Below are 19,822 nucleotides of genomic sequence, written 5' to 3'. Positions count from 1 at the left end.
GGTCACTCGCTGCGGGCGGTCTCCGGGCCGGTGACACGTTCCAGCAGCGGCATCGTGGAGGCGATGACACCGAGGCAGGCGACCAGTCCGACCACGACGATCACGTAGAAGCGCGGCTCGGGCGCGACGAGCGTGTAGTGCATCTGCGCCCGCAGGAACAGGTGCGCGGCGAGCAGGCCCATGCCGATGGCGAGGGCGGCGACGGCGAGCATCGGCACAGCGCTCTCCAGCGCCACCACCCGACGCAGGACGCGCACCGGAGCGCCGCTGAGCCGCAGCAGGCTGAACGGACGGCGGCGTTCGGTGAGACCGCCGATGACGCTGACCGCGAGGCTGCACCCCCCGAGCGCCAGACTGGCGATGATGATGACGTTGGCCAGTTGCTCCCAGCCGCGCAGCGTGTCGGCGAAGTCCGACTCGAAGTCGCCGGGCACGTTCGGCCCGACCCAGAAGGTCGGGAAGGCGATCTCCAGCACGGTGCGGACACGCTCGACGGCGGTGGCCGACCCGTCCGTGCCGACCACCACCGAGGTCACCGGCAGTCGCTGCAACTCGTCGAGCGTGATCGCCGCGGAGGGCCAGATCGTCGCGGGTGACGCCGATTCCTCCCAGCGGCTGAGACCCAACGGCACCCCGATGACGCTCGCGCCGTCGGCGCACCGGCCGTACGCGCTCGGGAGGTCGGCGCACGCGATCATCCCGCCCTCACCGCCGTCCATCAGGTCCGGGTCCTCCCGGATGGCGGTCGCGGACCGCACGCCGCGGATCGCCCGCAGCTCGGCGAGGAGCGCGTCGGGCACCGACGCCGCCTTCTCGTCGAAGACGGTGGTGACGGTGCCCGCGTCGGTCGAGCCGACCGGGGCCGGGCCACGCTCGTCGATGATCGTGGTGATCACACCGACGGCGACGCTCGTGACGAAGAGCGCGAGCATGATGCCGCTGATCGCCCGGAACCCGGCCTTCGGGTTGTCGGCGAGGCGTCGCGCCGCGATGAGCGTGGCCGGCCGGTTGGCGTACCGGGCCATCACCCGGGCGCCGACCATCGTCAGCCAGGGGCCGGCGAGGACCAGGCCGAACATGATGAGCAGCAGACCGGGCAGGAACACCGCCGCCTGGCCGTCGGACGTCTGGGGCCGGAAGCCGATCGCGGAGACGAGCACGGCGACGCCGAGCACCATCGGGATCAGCCGGTACGGCTGTGGGGCGCGAGGGGTGACCCGTCGAGTGACGCCCAGCGGCGAGATCCGGACCCGGCGCAGCGAGACCTGGGCCGCCAGCGCCGCGCCGGCCGGGACGCCGAGCGCCACCAGCAGGGTGTCCAGCAGGCCCAGGGACATGTCGCCGGGGAAGAACGGCATGCCGGTGAACGGGATGCCCGCGAGTGGGCCCCGGAACGCGTAGAACAGGGCGAAGCCGACGGCGGTGCCGGCGACGGCGGCGGCGGCCGCCTCCACCGCGGCGACCATCGCGATCTGCCGGGGTGTCGCGCCGACCAGACGCATCGCGGCGAAGCGCTGCTCCCGGCGGGCCGCGCTGAGCCGGGTGGCGGTGCCGATGAAGATCAGCACCGGGAAGAGCAGACCGCCGGCGACCACGCCCAGGATGAGGTCCACAGTGGTCTCGGGCAGGGTGGGCGTATTGCCGAGGTTGTCCACCTGCCTGGCGTTGGGCAGCTTGCCGACGCTGTCCGGGGTGCCGCCGACGATGGCGAGCAGGGTGTCCGGTGACGTCAGCCCGGATGGTCCGACGGTGCCGAGGTCACGCCCCGGGTAGCGGTCGGCCAGCTCGGCGGCCGGGTGCGCGGTGAACAGGTCCCGCAATGCCGGCGAGGCGTAGAACTCGCCCGGGCCCGGAGTGCTCGGGATGCCGGCCGGGGTGGGCGCCGTCGGCCCGGTGGCGGCGACGTCGATCCGGATGATCTGCGCACCGTGGAAGTAGTCGTCCCGGGTCGACCACCACAGCGGGTCGGCGCCACCGTCCGTCGAGGCGTGGGGATAGATCGAGGCGTACCGGCTGAGTTGCGCGTCGACCGCGTTGACCCCGGCGAGGGTGGTCAGCAGCAGTCCGCTGCCGATCGCGACGGCGGCGGCGATGACGAGTAGGCGGGTGAGCGCCTCCCGACCGCCGGCCACGGCGAGGCGGAGCCCGAAGCGGATCATGAGGCGATCCGGTCCGGCGCGTTGACGCGCCCGTCGCGGACCATGACCTCGCGGTCGGCGTACGCGGCGATCCGGGCCTCGTGGGTCACCAGGATGACGGTGGTGCCCTGCTCGCGGGCCGCGCCGACCAGCAGGTCCATCACCTGCTCGCCGGTGAGCGAGTCGAGCGCGCCGGTCGGCTCGTCGGCGAAGAGCACCTGTGGCTCGTTGACCAGGCCGCGGGCCAGGGCGACACGTTGCGCCTGCCCGCCGGAGAGCTCGCCGGATCGGCGCTGTTCCAGGCCGTCCAGGCCGAGGCGCGCGAACCAGGCCCGCGCCTTCGGCAGCGCCTGCTTGCGGTGGACACCGCCGAGCAGCAGCGGCAGGGCGACGTTCTCCTCCGCGGTGAGCTCGGGGACGAGCTGGCCGAACTGGAACACGAAGCCGAAGCGGTCCCGGCGCAGACCACTGCGCCCGCTCTCGGACATGGTGTCGATCCGCCCACCGCCGAAGAGGATCTCGCCGGAGTCGGGCACGAGGATGCCGGCCAGGCAGTGCAGCAGAGTGGACTTGCCCGAGCCGCTGGGGCCCATGACGGCGAGGATCTCCCCGTCCTGGACGGAGACGCTCGCGCCGCGCAGGGCGGGCGTCTGACCGAAGGCGAAGGTCACGTCGCGGGCCTCGATGACGACGCTCACGGCCGCACCTCCTTGCGCAGGGCGTCCAGCCGGGCGCCGGTCATCTCGATCCACCGGAGGTCCGCCTCCAGGTGGTACAGGCCGTGGTCGGCGAGCAGCGCGTCGACCAGGTTGCCGGCGCGTTTGATCTCGGTCAGCTCGCGCATGCGGTGCAGGTGCGCGCTGCGCTGCGTGTCGAGGTATTCGGCGGCCGGACGGTCCAGCATGAGCGCGAGGACGACCTTGGCGAAGAGCACCGTCTGCAGGTGCGGCTCCGGGTCGACGGGCTGGGTCAGCCACTGCTCGACCTCGGTCGCGCCGACATCGGTGATGATGTAGCGCTTGCGGTCGGGGCCGGAGCCGGGCGCGACGTCGCTGATCACCACCTTGCCGTCGCGGGCCAGGCGGCTGAGGGTGGAGTAGACCTGGCCGAACGGCAGCGGCCTGCCCCGGCCGAAGAAGGCGTCGTAGTCGCGCTTGAGGTCGTATCCGTGGCTGGGCTCTCGTTCGAGGAGGCCGAGCAGGGTCAGTGGCACGCTCATGCCAGGAGACTACACCGGGGGTATACCTCGCGTATATACCCCGAGGGTATTCGGGTGCATCCCCTGGTCAGGGGCGTTCTGGTGAGGTCGGGTCAGCCCGTCAGGGCGCGGGCCAGGGCGTAGCCGGCACTGGCCGCGGCGAGCCCGGCGGCGACGCTTCCCGCCACGTTGGTCAGCGCGAGCAGCCGGTCGCCGTCCCTGGTCAGCCGCAGCGTCTCGTAGCTGAACGTCGAGTAGGTGGTCAGCGCCCCACAGAACCCGGTCCCGAGCAGCGCGCTCACCGCCGTGCCCACCGGTACGCCGACGAGGACGCCGAGCAGCAGGGAGCCGACCACGTTGACGGTCAACGTGCCCCAGGGGAACGCCGAGGTGTGCCGGGACTGCACGGCCCGGTCGGTGAGGTACCGCAGGGGAGCGCCCACGGCCGCGCCGAGGGCGATGAGCAGGACGGTCATCGGGCCGCCTCGCGGCGCAGCAGACGGGTGGTGACGGCGTCGCCCAGCCCCACCGCGACGAGCGCCCCGAGCAGTGTCGCGGCCAGGTAGGCCAGCGCGGTGCCCGCCGCGCCCGCGACCAGCGCCTGCTGGATGTCGACCACGTAGGTGGAGAACGTGGTGAAGCCGCCCAGGATCCCGACGCCGAGGAACGGGCGGGCCAGGGGGTGGCCGCCGCCGAGGTGCCCGAGCACCGCCATCAGCGCGCCGATCAACAGGCAGCCGGACGTGTTGACGCCGAAGGTCGCCCACGGGAAGCCGGTCGGACCGTGCGGCGCGAGCTGTTGCAGGCCGGCGCGGCCCAGCGCGCCGAGTACGCCACCGGCCGCGATGGCGGCGAGGATCGTCGCGGGATGCGCGGCCAGCTCGCCCCGGTCGGCGGGAACCCGGAGGTCGACGTCCGGGTTGGTGCGCGGATCCAGCGGCTCTGCCACGGCTTGTCAGCGTACTGCCGCCCGGGGCGACGTCCGCGCGTGGCTCACGGTCGTTGGAGTCCGGACGCGGCCCGTCGACGGCGGCGTCCGGACGCCACCGACCGTGGGTCCGGACGCCACCGCGTCAACGTGTGGCTGCGACGGCCGCGTCCACGCCGCCCCGCCAGACCGTGCCGACCTCGGCGAAGCCGGCCGCGGTGAGGGCGGCCAGGTGCCAGGAGACCGGCGGGTTCCACTCGGGGCTGTGCCCGCTCGGGTAGATCGCCTGCCGCTGGGCGACGAGCGGCGCGAGCGCGGGGTCGGCACCGGCCCGGGCCCACCAGTCCGACCACGACAGCGTCGCGCCGGCGGCGTAGCGGGCGTCGCGCCGGTCGCGCGCTCGGGTCAGAAGTCGTTTGGTCAGCTCCGGCAGCGTGTCGTCGGGCATGTGGTCGGCGTTGACGAAGACGCCGCCCGGCCGCAGCACGTCCCGCAGTTCGGCGTAGAGCTGCCCGAGCCGGTCGGCCGGCAGCCAGTGCAGGGCGGTGGCGGTGAGGACGGCGTCGTACTCCCGGTGGGGGAGCGTGGCGTGCCAGTCGGGGACGCCGAGGTCGGCCGTGACGATGGTGGCCCGATCGCCCAGCGAGGCGTGCGCGATGGCGAGCAGCGCCGGGTCGAGGTCCACCAGGGTCATCTCGGCCTCGGGGAATCGTGCCAGCGTCCGCAGTGAGATGGTCCCGGTGCCGCCGGCCAAGTCGAGCACGCGCGGCGGTCGGCCGTCGAGGACGGCGTCGACGGTGTCGAGCATGGCCGTGAACCGGTGTTCCCGGTCCGGCAGGTACGCCTCCTGCTGGCGGTCCCAGCTCTCCTGCCACGCCCACGCATCGGTGATGTAAGGACTCATGTGGGGAAGGCTAGTTACGGCTCGGGAGCGTTGTCCAGACCTTGTTGCACATATTTTGCAATTGCGAGAAGATGGCAGGGCGATGATCGAAGCGACGCCGGGCCAGGCATCCGCCTGACCCGGCGTCGTCGTCCCGCCGTCCTCGCCACCTCCGCGCCGGCCCACCGCCCCCCGCTGGTCGACGCCCTGCGCCGGCTGCCGGCCGTACGCTGACCGCCGCCTCAGCCGCACGAACGCGGGCGTACGGTACCGGCAGCCCCACCGGGACCGCCGCACCAAGGAGGCACGCGATGCAGGACCGCACCCCTTCAGCGGAGGAGCTGGAGCCGATCGAGCGCGCCGACGTCGACGAGCTGCGCGCCCTGCAACGCGAGCGACTGCGCTGGTCGTTGCGGCACGCGTACGACAACGTCCCGCACTACCGCCGGGCCTTCGACGCCGTCGGGGCGCACCCCGACGACTGCCGCGACCTCGCCGACCTGGCCCGCTTCCCGTTCACCGGCAAGGCGGAGCTGCGCGACAACTACCCGTTCGGCATGTTCGCCGTACCCCGGGAGCAGATCGCCCGACTGCACGCCTCCTCCGGCACCACCGGCCGACCCACGGTGGTCGGTTACACCCGCGACGACCTGCGGACCTGGGCCCGGTTGATGGCCCGGTCGATCCGCGCCTCCGGCGGGCGGCCCGGTGACCGCGTGCACGTCGCGTACGGCTACGGGCTCTTCACCGGCGGCCTCGGCGCCCACTACGGCGCCGAGGAGCTGGGTTGCACGGTCATCCCCGTCTCGGGCGGCATGACCGAGCGGCAGGTGCTGCTGATCCGCGACTTCGAACCCGAGATCATCATGGTCACGCCCAGCTACATGCTCGCCATCATCGACGAGATGCGACGTCAGGGCATCGACCCGCGCGGCACCTCGCTGCGGGTCGGCATCTTCGGCGCGGAGCCGTGGACCGAGGACATGCGCCGGGAGATGGAACAGCGCCTGGACATCCACGCGCTGGACATCTACGGGCTCTCCGAGGTGATGGGCCCCGGTGTGGCCACCGAGTGCGTCGAGACCAAGGACGGGCTGCACCTCTGGGAGGACCACTTCTACCCGGAGATCATCGACCCGGTCACCGGCGCGGTGCTGCCCGACGGCGAGCAGGGCGAACTGGTGCTCACCTCGCTGACCAAACAGGCGATGCCGGTGGTGCGCTACCGCACGCGCGACCTCACCCGGCTGCTGCCCGGCACCGCCCGTCCCATGCGGCGGATCGAGAAGATCACCGGCCGGACGGACGACATGATGATCGTGCGGGGAGTGAACGTCTTCCCCACCCAGATCGAGGAGCTGATCCTACGTACGCCGCAGCTCTCGCCGCACTTCCAGTGCGTCCTGGACCGGCGCGGCCGGCTGGACACCCTCACCGTGCGGGTCGAGCGGCGCGCCGACGCGTCCGTGGACGCCGCCGAGCGGGCCGGCGTGACCCTGGTCGAGCTGGTGAAGAACACGATCGGGGTGAGCGTGGCAGTGGACGTGCTCGCCCCGGACGCGGTGGAGCGGTCGATGGGCAAGATGCGCCGCATCGTCGACCAGCGGCAGTCCGGCTGACACCGCCCGGTCGGCGGGACATCGGAGCCGCGCGTGTCGACATAGGATCGGGGCTATGCGTGTGCTGGTGGTCTCCGCCCCGCTGGTCGGGCACGCATTCCCGCTGGTGCCGCTGGCCGTCGCACTGCGCGACGCCGGCCACGACGTGCTGCTCGCCACGGGCGGCGGTGGCCTGGCCGCCGCCGACGCAGGCCTGGCCGTACACGACATCGCACCGGGCTTCGCCTTCGGCCGGATCGCGCGGCGGGTTCTCCTGCGCCATCCGCTGGTGGCCCGCGCCGAACTGGCCGGCACCGCGGGCACCCGGGGCGCCGGGCTGCTCTTCGGCGCGCTCAACGACCAACTCACCGATCCGGTCGTCAGGCTGGCCGACGAATGGCGACCGGACCTGGTGCTCCACGAACCGTTCGCGGTCGCTGGCGCGGTGGCCGCCGCCCGGCTGGGCGTGCCGGCCGTACGCCAGGAAAACAACCTCTTCGACGGCCGCGAGCTGGTCCGCGCCACGGTCGCCCGACTCGGCGCCGCACTGCGCCGGCACGGCCTGACCGAGCTGCCCCGCCGGCCGCCGCCCTCGCCGTCGCGCCGGCCAGCGTCGCCCGCCAGGACGGCTGGCCGATGCGCCACACCTCCTACGGGGGCGGCGGTGAGCTGCCGGCCTGGCTGCGCGAACCGGGCCGGCGACCCCGGATCCTGGTCACCCGCAGCACCCTCACCGGCCCCGGCGACCGGGGCCCGATGCCCGCCGTGGTCACCGCCGCGCCCGGGGTGGACGCCGAGATCGTGCTGGTCCGACCCGATCGGCGTACGACCGCACGGCCGCTGCCCGACAACGTCCGGGTGGTCGACTGGATTCCGCTCGACGAGGCGTTGCCGGCGAGCGCGGCGCTGGTCCACCACGGCGGTGCGGGCAGCGCGCTCGGCGCCCTCGCCGCCGGCCTGCCGCAACTGGCCACCGTCGGCCCGGGGGACCGGCGGCACAACGCCGAGCTGGTGGCCCGCCGAGGGGCGGGCCTCGCGTCGCGCCCCGCCGACATCACCGCGCACACACTGACCCGGCTGCTCACCGACGAGACCCTGCGCACCGCCGCCGTACAGGTCAGTCAGGAGATCGCCGCGACGCCCCCGCCGGAGGCCCTGGTGGCCCGGCTCGCGGCGCTGGTCTGATCCCGCCCCCCGCGTGGCCGCACCGATCGGCGGTCCGACTGCGGCACGATGACCGGATGCGACACGTCGTGCTGTTCCACTCCGTGTACGGGCTCCGGCCCGCCGTCCGTGCCGCCGCCGACCGGTTGCGCGCCGCCGGGCACCAGGTCACCACCCCCGACCTGTACGGCGTCCCCGCCGTCGACACCGTCGAGGAGGGCTTCGCGCTGCTCGACAAGATCGGCCACGAGGTGGTGCTCGACCGGGCCCGCGGGGCGCTGCGCGACCTGCCGCCGCAGACGGTCCTCGCCGGTTTCTCGATGGGCGCCGGCGTCGCGGGAGCGCTGCTCGGCGAGCGCCCCGACGCCGCCGGCCTGCTCCTGCTGCACGGCACCGGTGGCTCACCCGACACGGTCCGGCGCGGTCTGCCGGTGCAGTTGCACATCGCCGACCCGGACCCGTACGACGCCCCCGACGAGGTCGACGAGTGGCAGCAGGCGATGACCGCCGCCGGCGTCGACCTGACGGTGTTCCGCTACCCCGGCGTCGGCCACCTGTTCACCGACCCGGCCCTCACCGGGTACGCCCCGGACGCCGCCGCAGCCGCCTGGCCCCGCGTGCTGGCCTTCCTGACCGACATCTGACCCCGCGCTGGGCCCGGACTCCGTGGCGTGCCCGCGCCGTATTGGCCTGGGCTCGGTGTCCGGCCCGTGGGCTCGGTGTTCGCGCCGTGTTGGCGTGGGCCTGGTGTCTGCCGCGCGGTGGCACCGGCTCGGTGGCGTCTGCCCCCTCCACGGCCACCCGCCGCCGGCTGCCCCCAGCTCGCCGGTGGCGGTTGGTGCCATCGACCACGCCGCCCCCTCGCCGGCGTGGTCGATTTCGCGGCAGCAAGCCGGTGGCAGAGCTGGCGAGCGAGCCGGGTGGCAGCTCACCAGCCAGACTCGCTGGCGAGCTGCCGTTCTCTCAGCGGGCGTTCGCGCCGATGCGCGGGGGCGTGGCCGTGCCGTGGACGCGCTTGGCGTGCGTGCGGTAGAGCCGGGGCCCGACGACCGGCATCATCAGCCGTGCCGGCAGCGGGGCGTGGGCGAGCACCGCCTTGATCACTGCGGGGTCACCCTCGTACATCGCCATGCCGAAGATCAGCGGCAGGTCCTTCTTGGGGGTGTCGCTCAATCCGTGCTCACCGAGCTTCGCCCATTCGGCCGCGGTGACGTACCGCTGCGCCAGCGGCAGGATCTCGGACTCCTCCAGGGCCATGTGCTCGGTCGTCGCCACGCGCAGACGATCCAGGGCCTCGGCCACCGCCTCGCCGTCGCGTCCGGTCCGCCGCCACTCGGGGAGCAGGGCGACGACCGCCTCGTAGGCCTGCTCGATGGCGTGGTGCTGGGCCTGCATCGCGGGTACGACGGCAGCGGCCTCCGCGCCACCGCGCTCGGCGAGCAGCGGCCACAGGAAGATGTCCTCGCCCTCGTGGTGCAGGTGCAACTGCTGGCACATGAGCGCGGCGTGCGCGCCGACCACGTCCGCGCGCTTCACGTCACCCGACCGTACGCCGCGGACGAGCTGCGGGAGCAGGCCGAACTCACGACGGAACATGGTGTGCACCATGTACATGTCGCGGACGTCGGCCATCGCTTCCTGGTGGTTCTGATTCACGGTGCCCTTTCCAAGGATTTAGTGGGTCGAACACGACGATCTTTCTCGCCGCCACTTGGAACCCACTTGGAAGGAGCAAGCCGCCAGCCCGCCGCCCGGCAACAGGCCTCAGTCGGCCAGCGCCGCCGTCGCCTGGGCCAGCCAGTGCGGCGACTCCCACCGGCGCGCCAGGCTGGCCGCCAGCTGGAAGTGCCGGGCGGCCTCCTCGGTGCGCCCCGTCAAACGAAGGAGCTCTCCGAGGGTCAGCGCGACCGGCCGTACCACGGCAGCCGTGGTGGAGAGGCCGGCCAGTTGATCACGGAACGGGAGCAGCGCGTCGATCACCGGCTGTGCCAGGTCCGCTCGGCCCAGGGCCACGATGACCATCGCGCGTACGCTCAGCAGGGAGGACTGGAAGTAGTCGGGACGGTAGGTGTGCCGGCCGATCGGCATGGCGCTGGCCTCGTCCACCTGACCGTTCTCGATCAGTGCCAACGCCAGCAGGTCGTCCACGATCGGCCCCAGCAACGGCCGCATCCGGCGGGTCGCCTCCACGTGCTCGCCGAAGCGGCCCTGGCTGATCAGCAGGGTCGCCACCGCGAGGTAGTGGAAGGCCGCGCCGTGCAGCGATCCCTGCCCCCGCATCTGTTCGGCCACCTCGTCGTAGTGCCGCCGCGCGGTCACGAAGTCGCCGGCGACGTGCGCGAGCACGGCCAGTGAGCACAGGTGGAGGACCTGCGCCTCCTTGAGCTGGTACGTCTCGGCCAGCTGCCCCTGCCGGGCGACGCTGGCACGCAGCTGCTCCGGGTCGTTGAGCGCGGCGGCGCAGTGGCCGACCACCTGCTCGGCGACCCAACGCCAGGTCACGAGGCCGTGCTCGTCGGCGAGGTCACGCAGCTCCAGCGCCAACTCCCGGCGCTGTGCCGCCTCCAACTCGTAGCTCATCGTGCGGGCCCGGGCAGCCAGCCCGAGGGCGTGCAGCTCGGGATCGCCCGATCGCCGGGAGATCGCCAGGGCCTCCTGTCCGGCCGCCACACCGCGTGGGTCCGACTCGCCGTCCAGCTCGGTGGCGAGCGCGTCGAGCAGCCGGCACCGGGTGACCGGGTCCAGGCCGTCGGCGCGCAGCAGGCGGGTGAGCAGCTCGACGGCGGTGTGGTCCACCGCGCCGTACTCGTGTCGTAGCCACGGGCTCGGCACGGTCCAGGCGGTGAACGCCGCGACGAGCAGCTCGTCGCGGCCGGCCGCGATGGCGATGTCGACGGCCCGTTTCCGGCTCTGCTGGGCGGCGGCCACCGCGCCGGCCCGGGCCTGCGCGCGCAGCAGTCGGCCCAGCAGGTCGACCCGGAGCGCGTCCCGGTCCCCGGGCACCGACGCGGCGGCGTCGACGGCGTTGGCGAGCAGTTCGATCGCCGTGTCGTACGCGTAGCGCCGTTCGGCCAGCTCGGCGGCGCGGATGGCGTACTCGACGGCGAGCGGCGCGGTCTCGGCCGACGCGGCCCGCGAGTAGTGGCGCGCCAGGGCCGGGTAGTCGTCCGGGTGCAGCCGGCGGGTGACGGCCGCGATACGGGCGTGCAGGCGGGTGCGGCGCAGCTGCGGCAGGTCGGTGTAGATGGTGTCGCAGACCAGGCCGTGGACGAAGCGCACCCGGCCCGGCGTCGGCTCGGTGAGCAGGCCGGCGCTCAGCCCGGCTTCCAGCGCGTGCAGGACCGTGCCCTCGTCGGTGCCGGACGCGTCGACGAGTGTCCGTACGTCCGCCTCCCGCCCGACGGTCGCGGTGAGGCGCAGCACCGACACCGCAGCGGACGGCAGGTGGGACAGCCGTCGGCGCAGCACGTCGCGGACGCCCTCGGGCACGTCGGAGGTGGCGACGAGGGTGCCCTCGGCGGCGAGCAGCTGGGCCGACTCCCGGACGTAGAAGGGGTTGCCGCCGGTGCGTTCCGCCAGCGCGCTGACGGTGTCCGGATCGACTGTGGTCCGGGCCAGCGCGCCGAGCAGCCGTTCGACCTCGGGCGTCGTCAGGCCGCCCAGCGCGATCCGGTGCGGTGACCGGCGGGCCAGTGCGGCCATGGTGTCGGCGAGCCGCTCGGCGTTGTCGGCGGGCCGTAGCGCCGCGACGAACAGCAGTGCGCCGGCGGTGGTCTCGGTCACGCTGGTGAGCAGCAGCAGGGTCTCGGCGTCCGCGGCGTGCAGGTCGTCGAGTACGACGGCGACCGGTCTGCCGACGGCCGCGGCGTCCAACCAGGCGGCGACGGCGCGGTGCAGCCGGAACCGACCGGCGGTGACGTCCCCACCCACCTCACCGTCGTCCTCGGCCAGCAGCGGCGCGAGCGCCGGCGCGAGGTCACCCGGCGGTGCCTGGAGCGCGAGCTGCCGCAGCGCCTCGACCCACGCCCAGGCCGGTGGCGCGCCCTCGACCTCGGGGCAGCGCCCGAGGGCGACCAGCCAGCCGTTGGCGGTCAGGTCCTCGACGAACCTGCCGAGCAGACGCGTCTTGCCGGCGCCGGCCTCGCCGGTGACCAGCGCGACTCGCGGGCCACGTACCCGCGCCTCGGCGGCTGCCTGCCCGAGCGCCGCCAGCTCGGCCTCCCGCCCGACGAACACCTCCTCCGGCTGCCCTCCGTCGACGGGCGTCGTCGCGGCCACCGGGGGGAGGAGGTCCAGGCGCTGGCCCAGGATCGCGGACTCGACCTCGGCCAGCGCCGGGCCGGGGTCCAGACCGAGCTGGTCCGCGAGGGTCGCCCGTGCCCGCCGCAGCGCGGCGAGCGCGTCCCCCTGCCGACCGGTACGCCACAACGCCAGGGCCAGCAGCCGCCAGGTCTCCTCCCGGAGCGGCGCCTGCCGGGTCAGCAGTTCCGCCTCCGGCACCGCCTCGGCGGGGTCACCGCCGCGCATGGTCACGTCGACCAGCAACTCCCGGGCGGCGAGACGCAGCTCCTCCAGCCGCATCACCTCCGGCTGCGCCCACGGCTCACCGACGAATTCGGCGTACGCGGGACCGCGCCACAGGCCGAGGCCGGTGCGCAGCAGCCGGCGGGCGTGCTCCGGGTCGGCGCAACCGACCGCGCGGGCCTCGGCCAACAGCGACTCGAAGCGGTTGGCGTCGACGGCGTCGGCGGGCAACCGTAGGGCGTACCCGGGTGGCACGGTGACCAGGACCCGCGCCGGCGCGCGGCGTTCGCGGGTCGGCTCCACCACGCGGCGCAGGTGTGAGACGTACGCCTGGAGGGAGACGATCGCCCGTGGTGGCGCGTCCCCCCGCCACAGCTCCTCGATCATCCGGCCGACGGAGACGACCTCGCCGCGGGCCGCCAGCAGCAGCGCGAGCACGGCGCGTTGACGGGGGCCGCCCAGGTCGGCCGGTCCGCCTGTGTCGACCTCGACCTCGAGCGGCCCGAGCACCCGTAGCAGCATGACTGCGCCAATCCTAGCCGTCGGGGTCGGGCGATTCGCCGTCCCCACCGAACCCCTGCCGTCCGCCACCCGCCGCCCTCAGGCCGGGACGGCCAGGTCGCCCGCCGGGAGCGTCACCGGTAATCGGATCCCGGTGTCCGGGCCGCCGGTGCGGATCGACGTCCGGGCGCGGCCGAGGGGCAGGGGCGCGCTCGTCCTGTTCGGCGGCACGTCGCCGGCCGTCGTCACCGCTCGCAGTCGACGGGGGAGCGACGTGTGGTCGACCGGACGCGTCGGCGCGGCGGGCGTGGGCGCCGTCGAGGGTGTGCGGAGCAGCCGGCGGGGGATCGGCGCGCGCTCGGATGACCGTGCGGGGGACGTGGTCGTCGCCGCGAGGGTGCGGACGCGCGGCCGCGGCGCGGGCCGATCGGCGGGTGGTGACGCCGCGGGGCGGACGCGGCGGCCGCTGGTGGCGTCGGAGACCGACGTCGCGGCGGCCCGCCGGGTGAGCACGGCGCGCAGCGCGTGGGGGAGGCGCTCGGCCGCGACCTGACGCAACGCCGGCGCGACGAACGCGTACCCGCTGGCGCGGTCGGCACGCAGCAGCCCGCCCGCGACGAGGGCGCGCAGCAGGGGAGCGGACCGCCCCGGCAGCCAACCGAGCGCCCGGTCGACGGCCGGGCCGGAGAGCACGCCCGTGAGGGTGGCGGCGGCCATCAGCACCGCCCGGCGCTCGCCGTCGAACCGGTCCAGCTCGGCGCCGGTGCTGCGACGTACCGGCTCGGGCAGCGTCGCCGGGTCCGCGCCCGCCACCATCGACGCCACGTACGCGGCGGCGTGCCCGGGTCGGCCACCCACCGGCGGCAGCAGCCGGTCGACCAGGGCCACCGGCTGCCCGGCGCGGGTCAGCAGGTGGCGCAGCAGCCGCCCGGACTGCACCGTGGCCAGCGGCCGGATCGGCACCCGCCGGGCGGGCCCGGGACGGGTGTCGGTCCACTGCGGCTGGTGCGCGGTGAGCACGGCCATCGGCACGCCGCGCACCGTGGCCGCGGCGAACAGGTCGTGCAGGAAGCGGTGCACGGCCGGTGCGGCGCGGTCCACATCGTCCACGGCGACCACGAGTGGTCGGTGGGCGGCCAGGAGCAGCAGGGTCTCCCGGCAGACCGCCGCCGCGGCCAGCGCCTCGGTCGAGGCGTCCGGGGCCGCCAGCAGCCCCCGCAGCGCCGGCACCACCTCGGCGAGGCGGCCGGGCGCGTACAACGGCGTCAGGGCGTCGGTCAGCCGGTCGCGGGTCGCCGCCGGGCCGTCGCCGGGCCGGATGCCCGCCATGACGCGGACCAGCTCGGCGACCGGCGCCAGCACCTGATCGGGGTACGGCGGGCAGCCCACCACGCACCAGCGCACGGGTACGCCGTCCACCGTGCCCGGCGTCCGGCTCAGCTCGTGCAGCAGTCGGCTGCGGCCGCTGCCGCCCGGGCCGACGAGGGAGATCCAGCGCGGTTCGCGCTCGTGCAGGGCCCGGGACACCTGGTCGGCGATGCCGGCCAGTTCGCGGCGACGCCCGATCAACGGGCCGTCGTGCCGGTCGGCGCTGGGGCGCGCCAGGCCGCTGGCGTGCCACACGGGCATCGGCGCCAGCCGGCCGGCCACCGGCATCGGCGCGAGTTGACGCTGGACGATGAGGCCGGCGGTGGCCCGCGCGGTGGCCGCGCACAGCGCGACGCCACCCGGTACGGCGTGCCCCTGCAGGCGGGCCGCGGTGGTGATCACCGCGCCGCTGGCCACGCCGTGGCCGCCGCTGACCGCGGCGCCCAGGTCGACCACCACCTCACCGGTGGCGATGCCGACGCGCACCCGCAGGGTGATGTCACCGAGGATCGGCTGACGGTCCAGGGCGGCCTGGATCTCCAGCCCCGCCCGCACCGCCCGGTACGCGTCGAACCCGTCGGAGTGCCGTGCACCGAAGAGCGCCATCACCGCGTCGCCGACGTACTTCTCGACCACGCCGTGCCAGCGGTGCAGCACGCCGGCGACCCGTTCGAAGTAGGCCCTCTGCAGAGCGCGGACGTCCTCCGGGTCGAGCTGGTCGACAAGCGCGGTGGAGCCGACGATGTCGACGAAGAGCACGGTGACTGTCCGTCGTTCCTCGGGCACCGGCCAGTGTGGGCGGTCGGTCCGCGTCGTGTCCGCGACGATAGTGATCATGGGTGGCACACCCGTCCTTCCCAGGTGATGGGCTGACGACCCTCGGAGATTGGCATTCCTGGGCTGACGGGGGATCGGCAGAACGACGTATGTCGGCCACCCGCAACCTTTTAGTCGCAATGTCGACGCGAGGAGTACCACAAGCGGCAGATGGCCGTAGAACGGTCGGGGGGCGTGTGATTAGGCTGCGTTCCATGGCCAGCGATGTGGACACCGCACCGCTCGTGGGCCGGGCCGAGCTGGTGCAGACGGTTCGGTCGGCGCTGCTCGGTGACGTGGCACAGGGACAGACGGCCGCCGTCTTCCTGACCGGCGAGAGCGGTGTGGGCAAGACCCGTCTCCTCGGCGAGATCGGCGTCCGACTGCGCGAGACGGGCGCGCTGGTCCTGACCGGCAGCTGTCTGGACATCGGCGACGCCTCGCCGCTGCACCCGTTGCTCCAGGCGCTGCGACGCTTCGACGCCGACCTGACCGCCGCGCAGGCGCGTACCTCCTCGGCCGTACGCGGGCTGTTGCAGGTGTTCGCCGACGAGACCGGCGGCCCGGACGGCGCGGGCACCCTGCTGGAACGCGTCTCCCGGGGTCTGCACCTGATCGCCGAGGGCCGACCGCTGGTGCTGATCCTGGACGACCTCCAGTGGGTCGACCGCAGCACCCGGCAACTGCTGCTCTACCTGCTGGCCGGCCTCGGCGACCTGCAACTCTCGGTGCTGGCCGCGGTACGCGCCGAGTCGTTGCAGGGCGCGCACCCGCTGCGCCGGGTGCTCACCGAGCTGCGTCGGCTGCGGACGGTGCGGGTGCTCGACCTGTCCCCGCTGGACCGTGCCGACACCGAGCAGCTCGCCGCCGCGGTGGTGGGCCGGGCGTTGCCGGCCGAGGCGGCCGAGCAGGTCTGGCAGCGCAGTGGCGGCAACCCGTTCGTCATCGAGGAGTTGGCCCGCGACCTGCGCGACGGGCGGGACGGTCTGTCCGAGACGCTGCGCGAGATCTTCCTCGACCGGGTCGACGCGCTGCCGCAACACGCGCACGCCGTGGTGCACGCCGTGGCCGCCGGTGTCGAGCCCGTGCAGCACTGGCTGCTGGCCGAGGTGCTGCGCCTGCCCGAGGACGAGCTGATCGACGCCGCCCGTGCGGCCGTGGCGCACCGACTGCTGGTCGGTGCCGACGACGGCTACCGGCTGCGGCACCGGCTCGTCGCCGAGGTGCTGGCGCACGAGCTGTTGCCGGCCGAGCGCTCCGGGCTGCACCGCCGCTACGCCGAGGCGCTGACCGCGGCGCCGGGAGAGCTGCGCCAGGCCCGGCTGGCGCATCACTGGCGGCTGGCCGGCGAGCCGGCCCGAGCCCTGCCGGCGGCGGTGGGCGCCGCGCAGGAGGCCGAGCGACTGCACGGGTACGCCGAGGCGCACCGCCACTGGACGGCCGCGTTGCAGCTGGCCGGTGACTCCGGCTCGTCGCAGGTGGACCGGGTGGAGCTGCTCGGCAACGCGGCCGAGGCCGCCCACCACTGCGGGGAGCACGCCCGCGCGTTGGCGCTGCTGGAGGAGTTGGCAGCGATCCGGGGTGGTGGGCCAAGGTGCTCGCTGCACATCCGCCGGGCGCGGTACCTGGCCGCCGCTGGCCGCTCCGCCCTCGCGGAAAAGGAGTACGAGCGGGCCCTCGACGCGGCGGACTGCTCGCCACGGGACCGGGCCACCGCCGCCGCGCGACTCGCCGAGCTGCTGCTGCACCTGGGTCGGTATGCCGACGCGGGCCGGCGCGCCCGGGAGGCGCTGGCGTTGGCCGCCGAGGTGGAGGGTTCCACCACCGAGGTGGTGCTGGCCAGTTCGGCGCTCGGTTTCAGCGACGCGTACCTGGAGGACCCGGACGCCGGCCTGGCGGTGATGCGCCAGGCTCTCGAGACCGCCGAGCGCTCCGGCCAGCCGGAGGACGTGGCCTGCGCGTACCTGCACCTGGCGGAGTTGTTGACCGGGCCGCTCAACATCCTCGAAGAGGGCGTGGTGGTGGCCCGTCGGGGTGCCGAGCGGGTGGCCGAGCTGGGTCTGGGGCGTACCTGGGAGACCCGTCTGCTGGCCATCGCCACGAACGGGCTGTTCCGGGTGGGGCAGTGGGCCGAGGCGGAGAAGGTGGTCGCCGCCGCGCTGCGGCACCGGCCGTCCGGCGCGGACGCCGTCGAGCTGCTGTTGGCCCGTTGCCGGCTGTCGGTGGGCTACGGCGACATCGCCGCCGCCGACCGGGATCTCGAAGCGGTGGCGACCGTGCTGGCCGGTGGCGGGGCGCGGCACGTCATCCCGCTGCTCACGCTGCGCGCCGGACTGTCCATGTGGGAGGGTCGGCACGACGTCGCGCGGCAGGCCGTCCAGCGTGGCCTGACCGAGAGCCGCTCGGACGACGTGACGATCCTGTCGGCTCTGGTGTGGCACGGGCTGCGTGCCGAGGCGGAGGCGCACGCCAGTCGTACCGTCGCGGTGGACCCGACGGCGGTACGTCGGTTGCGCGACGTCGCCGATCGGGTCGCGCGCAAGAGCGCGTCCGCGGCCCGACCGGTGCGCTCGGTGGTGGACGGTTTCCTGGCGTTGTGCGCCGCCGAGGTGAGCCGCCTCGACAGTAGTGACCCGGAGTTGTGGGCCGCCTCGGTCGCCGAGTGGGACCGCCGTAACCACCCCTACCCGGCGGCGTACTCGCGGCTGCGACAGGCCGAGGCGCTGCTCGCCCGGCGCAGCAGGGTGGCCACCGCGGGCAAGCTGCTCCGGGAGGCGTACCGGGTGGTGCAGGGGCTGGGTGCCGTGCCGTTGACCTCGGAGATCCGGGAGCTGGCGGGGCGGGCCCGGGTGTCCCTCGACGAGCGGGACGGCGCCGACGGCACCCGCGCCGCCGCGTCGGTCGAGCCGGCCGACGACGAGTTGGCTGCCCTCACCGCGCGGGAGCGGGAGGTGCTCGCGCTCGTCGCCGAGGGGTTGACCAACCGGGAGATCGGGCAGCGGCTGTTTATCAGCGAGCGGACCATCGGCGTGCACGTGTCGCACATCTTCGACAAACTGCAGGTCCGCACCCGCGTGCAGGCCAGCGCGATCCACCTGCGCAACGCGCGCGGCTGACGACACCCCTACGTATCCCCGGCGCCGTTGTGCGCCGGGGATACGTCGTTCTACTGATCCCGGCGGCGGCTGTCGGCTGAGAGGCTGTGCCCCGTCGACGGCGCCGGGGGTGCCACGACCATCATGGAGGAGAGATGACCGAACCCGTCTGGGGGCCCGTGCACCGGGACATCGTCGACCTGCTCGCCGATCACCCGGCGGACGTGCCGGCGGTGGTCGACCATCTCACGAAGCTCCAGGACATGCTGGTGCGGTTGCCTCCGCTGGAGGCGAGCTGCCCGCTCGCCGACTTCAACAGGCTCTACCTGACGATCACCAGCAGTGTGCTGGACGGCCTGTACGACGACAGGTTCGTCGACCCGGCGTTCCTCTCCCGCCTGGACGTCGAGTTCGCGGCCCGCTACTTCGACGCCATGCGGCTCTGGACCGACTCCAGCCCGGGCACGCCCAAGGCCTGGTCGTGTCTGTTCGAGCGGATGCGCGGGCCCGACGCCCGGCCGTTGCCGTCGGCGGCGGCCGGTGTGAACGCGCACATCAACTTCGACCTGCCGTTCGCGTTGGTGACGACGTTCGACCACCTGGAGTCGGAGCCGGTCGACGGAAGCGACCAGCACCACGACTACCTCGAGATCAACAAGATCTTCGCGGACAAGATCCCCGGTCTGCGGCGGGGTTACCTGGAGCGGTGGCAGCTGCTCATCGACATGCTCAACGGCGACATCGACGACTGGTACCAGGGGGAACTGGTCGAGTACACCCGCGATGTCGCCTGGCGGAACGCGCAGAAGATCTGGCGGTGCCGGCACGATCCGGACGCCCGCGAGTGTGAGCGTACGCGGCTGGACGACAACGCCGCGGCGCTCGGACGGTTGCTGCTCTCGCCCCTCGGGGCGTTCCTGCAGTAGCCGGGACGGGGGGTCCCCGCGCTCCGCCCGTGGGGGCGGCGGAGCGCGGGGACGCAAACCGCCCCGCCCGCTCCACCTACCCGCGCAGCCGGCCGGCTCTGACCGGCGGCAGCCGGGGAGTCAGCCGGTCGGCCCGGGGGGTGTCGACCGTCTGCCGTCGTCGGCCGGCCCGGGGGGGTGCCGGCCGGCGACGGGGGAGTGGCGGGCGGGGAACGGCGTCGGTCGTCGGCAGGGGCGTGGAAGCGGGAGCATCCGGGGGTGTCGGCGGGCCCGTTCCGGGTACGCCCGCGCCATGACCGTCCTGGCCCGGCGCCGTCCCGCCGCCCGACCCCGTCCCGCGCGGCCCGGCCCCCTGCGACCGGGCGGCCCGGTTTCGCGGCCCGCCGCCCGGCCGGGTGCGCGATGAGAGCAGCCCCGATCCGCATCGTCGCCGCGCGTCGTCCGCCGGCCCGGGTGACCGGTGGGGGACACCGTCGCCCGGCGGTAGGCGTCGTCGAGCCGGCGACCCCGCCTCGGCCGTCCACCGGCGCGGACCTGTCCTGACCAGGGCATCCAGCTACCCGGTTCCGCCGCTCGGGCCGTCGGCTGGCACCTACGGTCGGATCAGGACCTGCGAGGGTGGGACGGGCGATGGCTGACGAGCACCGGGCGAAACCGCGACGCTGGGACGGACGACGCCACAC

15 protein-coding genes and 1 pseudogene are annotated in these 19,822 nt (G+C 74.2%); 7 read left to right on the top strand and 9 right to left on the bottom strand.

Going from position 1 to position 19,822, the window contains the following annotated elements; all coding sequences use genetic code 11:
* Window positions 1-2: 2 nt before the first annotated feature.
* The 6 genes from ABZU91_RS14100 to ABZU91_RS14075 form a co-directional block, all read right to left on the bottom strand.
* Window positions 3-2,159 carry an FtsX-like permease family protein gene (locus tag ABZU91_RS14100; protein ID WP_355239057.1) on the bottom strand — a complete coding sequence of 719 codons (2,157 nt, stop codon included), beginning with the start codon at window positions 2,157-2,159 and terminating at the stop codon, window positions 3-5.
* A complete protein-coding gene (locus ABZU91_RS14095) occupies window positions 2,156-2,836 on the bottom strand; it encodes an ABC transporter ATP-binding protein (RefSeq protein WP_355239055.1) in 681 nt (226 codons plus the stop codon). The genes ABZU91_RS14100 and ABZU91_RS14095 overlap by 4 nt, the downstream gene beginning before the upstream one ends.
* Window positions 2,833-3,357: a PadR family transcriptional regulator gene (locus ABZU91_RS14090; protein WP_355239052.1), complete on the bottom strand. Its 525-nt coding sequence runs from the start codon at window positions 3,355-3,357 to the stop codon at window positions 2,833-2,835. The genes ABZU91_RS14095 and ABZU91_RS14090 overlap by 4 nt, the downstream gene beginning before the upstream one ends.
* Window positions 3,358-3,449: 92 nt before the next feature.
* Window positions 3,450-3,812: a fluoride efflux transporter CrcB gene (gene crcB / locus ABZU91_RS14085; protein ID WP_355239050.1), complete on the bottom strand. Its 363-nt coding sequence runs from the start codon at window positions 3,810-3,812 to the stop codon at window positions 3,450-3,452.
* Window positions 3,809-4,285: a CrcB family protein gene (locus ABZU91_RS14080; protein ID WP_355239047.1), complete on the bottom strand. Its 477-nt coding sequence runs from the start codon at window positions 4,283-4,285 to the stop codon at window positions 3,809-3,811. The genes crcB and ABZU91_RS14080 overlap by 4 nt, the downstream gene beginning before the upstream one ends.
* A 124-nt stretch (window positions 4,286-4,409) precedes the next feature.
* A complete protein-coding gene (locus ABZU91_RS14075; RefSeq protein ID WP_355239044.1) occupies window positions 4,410-5,168 on the bottom strand; it encodes a class I SAM-dependent methyltransferase in 759 nt (252 codons plus the stop codon).
* A gap of 290 nt (window positions 5,169-5,458) precedes the next feature.
* Here ABZU91_RS14075 and paaK point away from each other — a divergent pair, with 290 nt between their 5' ends.
* From paaK to ABZU91_RS14055, 4 genes and pseudogenes are all read left to right on the top strand, one after another.
* Window positions 5,459-6,766, top strand: coding sequence for a phenylacetate--CoA ligase PaaK (gene paaK, locus ABZU91_RS14070; protein WP_355239041.1), 1,308 nt, complete (start codon window positions 5,459-5,461; stop codon window positions 6,764-6,766).
* 55 nt (window positions 6,767-6,821) lie between these two features.
* A pseudogene (locus ABZU91_RS14065) lies at window positions 6,822-7,184 on the top strand (glycosyltransferase); the annotation flags it as partial.
* A 197-nt stretch (window positions 7,185-7,381) separates the two neighbouring features.
* Window positions 7,382-7,930, top strand: coding sequence for a nucleotide disphospho-sugar-binding domain-containing protein (locus ABZU91_RS14060; protein ID WP_355239038.1), 549 nt, complete (start codon window positions 7,382-7,384; stop codon window positions 7,928-7,930).
* Between the two features lie 56 nt (window positions 7,931-7,986).
* Window positions 7,987-8,553, top strand: a complete 567-nt coding sequence (locus ABZU91_RS14055; RefSeq protein ID WP_355239035.1) for a dienelactone hydrolase family protein — start codon at window positions 7,987-7,989, stop codon at window positions 8,551-8,553.
* Between the two features lie 319 nt (window positions 8,554-8,872).
* On the opposite strand, the gene ABZU91_RS14050 is transcribed toward ABZU91_RS14055, so the two are convergent.
* From ABZU91_RS14050 to ABZU91_RS14040, 3 genes are all read right to left on the bottom strand, one after another.
* A complete protein-coding gene (locus ABZU91_RS14050; protein WP_355239032.1) occupies window positions 8,873-9,565 on the bottom strand; it encodes a hemerythrin domain-containing protein in 693 nt (230 codons plus the stop codon).
* Between the two features lie 108 nt (window positions 9,566-9,673).
* Window positions 9,674-12,955 carry a BTAD domain-containing putative transcriptional regulator gene (locus ABZU91_RS14045; protein ID WP_355239029.1) on the bottom strand — a complete coding sequence of 1,094 codons (3,282 nt, stop codon included), beginning with the start codon at window positions 12,953-12,955 and terminating at the stop codon, window positions 9,674-9,676.
* Window positions 12,956-13,033: 78 nt separating this feature from the next.
* Window positions 13,034-15,139, bottom strand: coding sequence for an adenylate/guanylate cyclase domain-containing protein (locus tag ABZU91_RS14040; protein WP_355239026.1), 2,106 nt, complete (start codon window positions 15,137-15,139; stop codon window positions 13,034-13,036).
* Window positions 15,140-15,333: 194 nt separating this feature from the next.
* Between ABZU91_RS14040 and ABZU91_RS14035 the strand changes: the two genes are divergently transcribed.
* From ABZU91_RS14035 to ABZU91_RS14025, 3 genes are all read left to right on the top strand, one after another.
* Window positions 15,334-18,234, top strand: a complete 2,901-nt coding sequence (locus ABZU91_RS14035) for an AAA family ATPase (RefSeq protein WP_355239023.1) — start codon at window positions 15,334-15,336, stop codon at window positions 18,232-18,234.
* Window positions 18,235-18,368: 134 nt separating this feature from the next.
* On the top strand, window positions 18,369-19,139 hold the full coding sequence (locus tag ABZU91_RS14030; protein WP_355032607.1) for a DUF5995 family protein: 771 nt from the start codon (window positions 18,369-18,371) through the stop codon (window positions 19,137-19,139).
* A 402-nt stretch (window positions 19,140-19,541) separates the two neighbouring features.
* On the top strand, window positions 19,542-19,682 hold the full coding sequence (locus tag ABZU91_RS14025) for a hypothetical protein (RefSeq protein WP_355239019.1): 141 nt from the start codon (window positions 19,542-19,544) through the stop codon (window positions 19,680-19,682).
* The last annotated feature ends 140 nt before the right edge of the window (window positions 19,683-19,822 follow it).

This window comes from Micromonospora sp. NPDC005174 (genome assembly GCF_040608495.1).
GTDB lineage: Bacteria > Actinomycetota > Actinomycetes > Mycobacteriales > Micromonosporaceae > Micromonospora.
The sequence above is the reverse complement of the archived record's forward strand: the minus strand, read 5'-3'. Positions and strand labels throughout refer to the sequence as shown.

Coding starts and splice junctions, on each gene's coding strand:
- ABZU91_RS14100 (WP_355239057.1), bottom strand. CDS start 2,159: ATGATCCGCTTCGGGCTCCGCCTCGCCGTGGCCGGCGGTCGGGAGGCG.
- ABZU91_RS14090 (WP_355239052.1), bottom strand. CDS start 3,357: ATGAGCGTGCCACTGACCCTGCTCGGCCTCCTCGAACGAGAGCCCAGC.
- crcB (WP_355239050.1), bottom strand. CDS start 3,812: ATGACCGTCCTGCTCATCGCCCTCGGCGCGGCCGTGGGCGCTCCCCTG.
- ABZU91_RS14075 (WP_355239044.1), bottom strand. CDS start 5,168: ATGAGTCCTTACATCACCGATGCGTGGGCGTGGCAGGAGAGCTGGGAC.
- paaK (WP_355239041.1), top strand. CDS start 5,459: ATGCAGGACCGCACCCCTTCAGCGGAGGAGCTGGAGCCGATCGAGCGC.
- ABZU91_RS14060 (WP_355239038.1), top strand. CDS start 7,382: ATGCGCCACACCTCCTACGGGGGCGGCGGTGAGCTGCCGGCCTGGCTG.
- ABZU91_RS14055 (WP_355239035.1), top strand. CDS start 7,987: ATGCGACACGTCGTGCTGTTCCACTCCGTGTACGGGCTCCGGCCCGCC.
- ABZU91_RS14045 (WP_355239029.1), bottom strand. CDS start 12,955: ATGCTGCTACGGGTGCTCGGGCCGCTCGAGGTCGAGGTCGACACAGGC.
- ABZU91_RS14040 (WP_355239026.1), bottom strand. CDS start 15,139: ATGATCACTATCGTCGCGGACACGACGCGGACCGACCGCCCACACTGG.
- ABZU91_RS14035 (WP_355239023.1), top strand. CDS start 15,334: ATGGCCAGCGATGTGGACACCGCACCGCTCGTGGGCCGGGCCGAGCTG.
- ABZU91_RS14030 (WP_355032607.1), top strand. CDS start 18,369: ATGACCGAACCCGTCTGGGGGCCCGTGCACCGGGACATCGTCGACCTG.
- ABZU91_RS14025 (WP_355239019.1), top strand. CDS start 19,542: ATGAGAGCAGCCCCGATCCGCATCGTCGCCGCGCGTCGTCCGCCGGCC.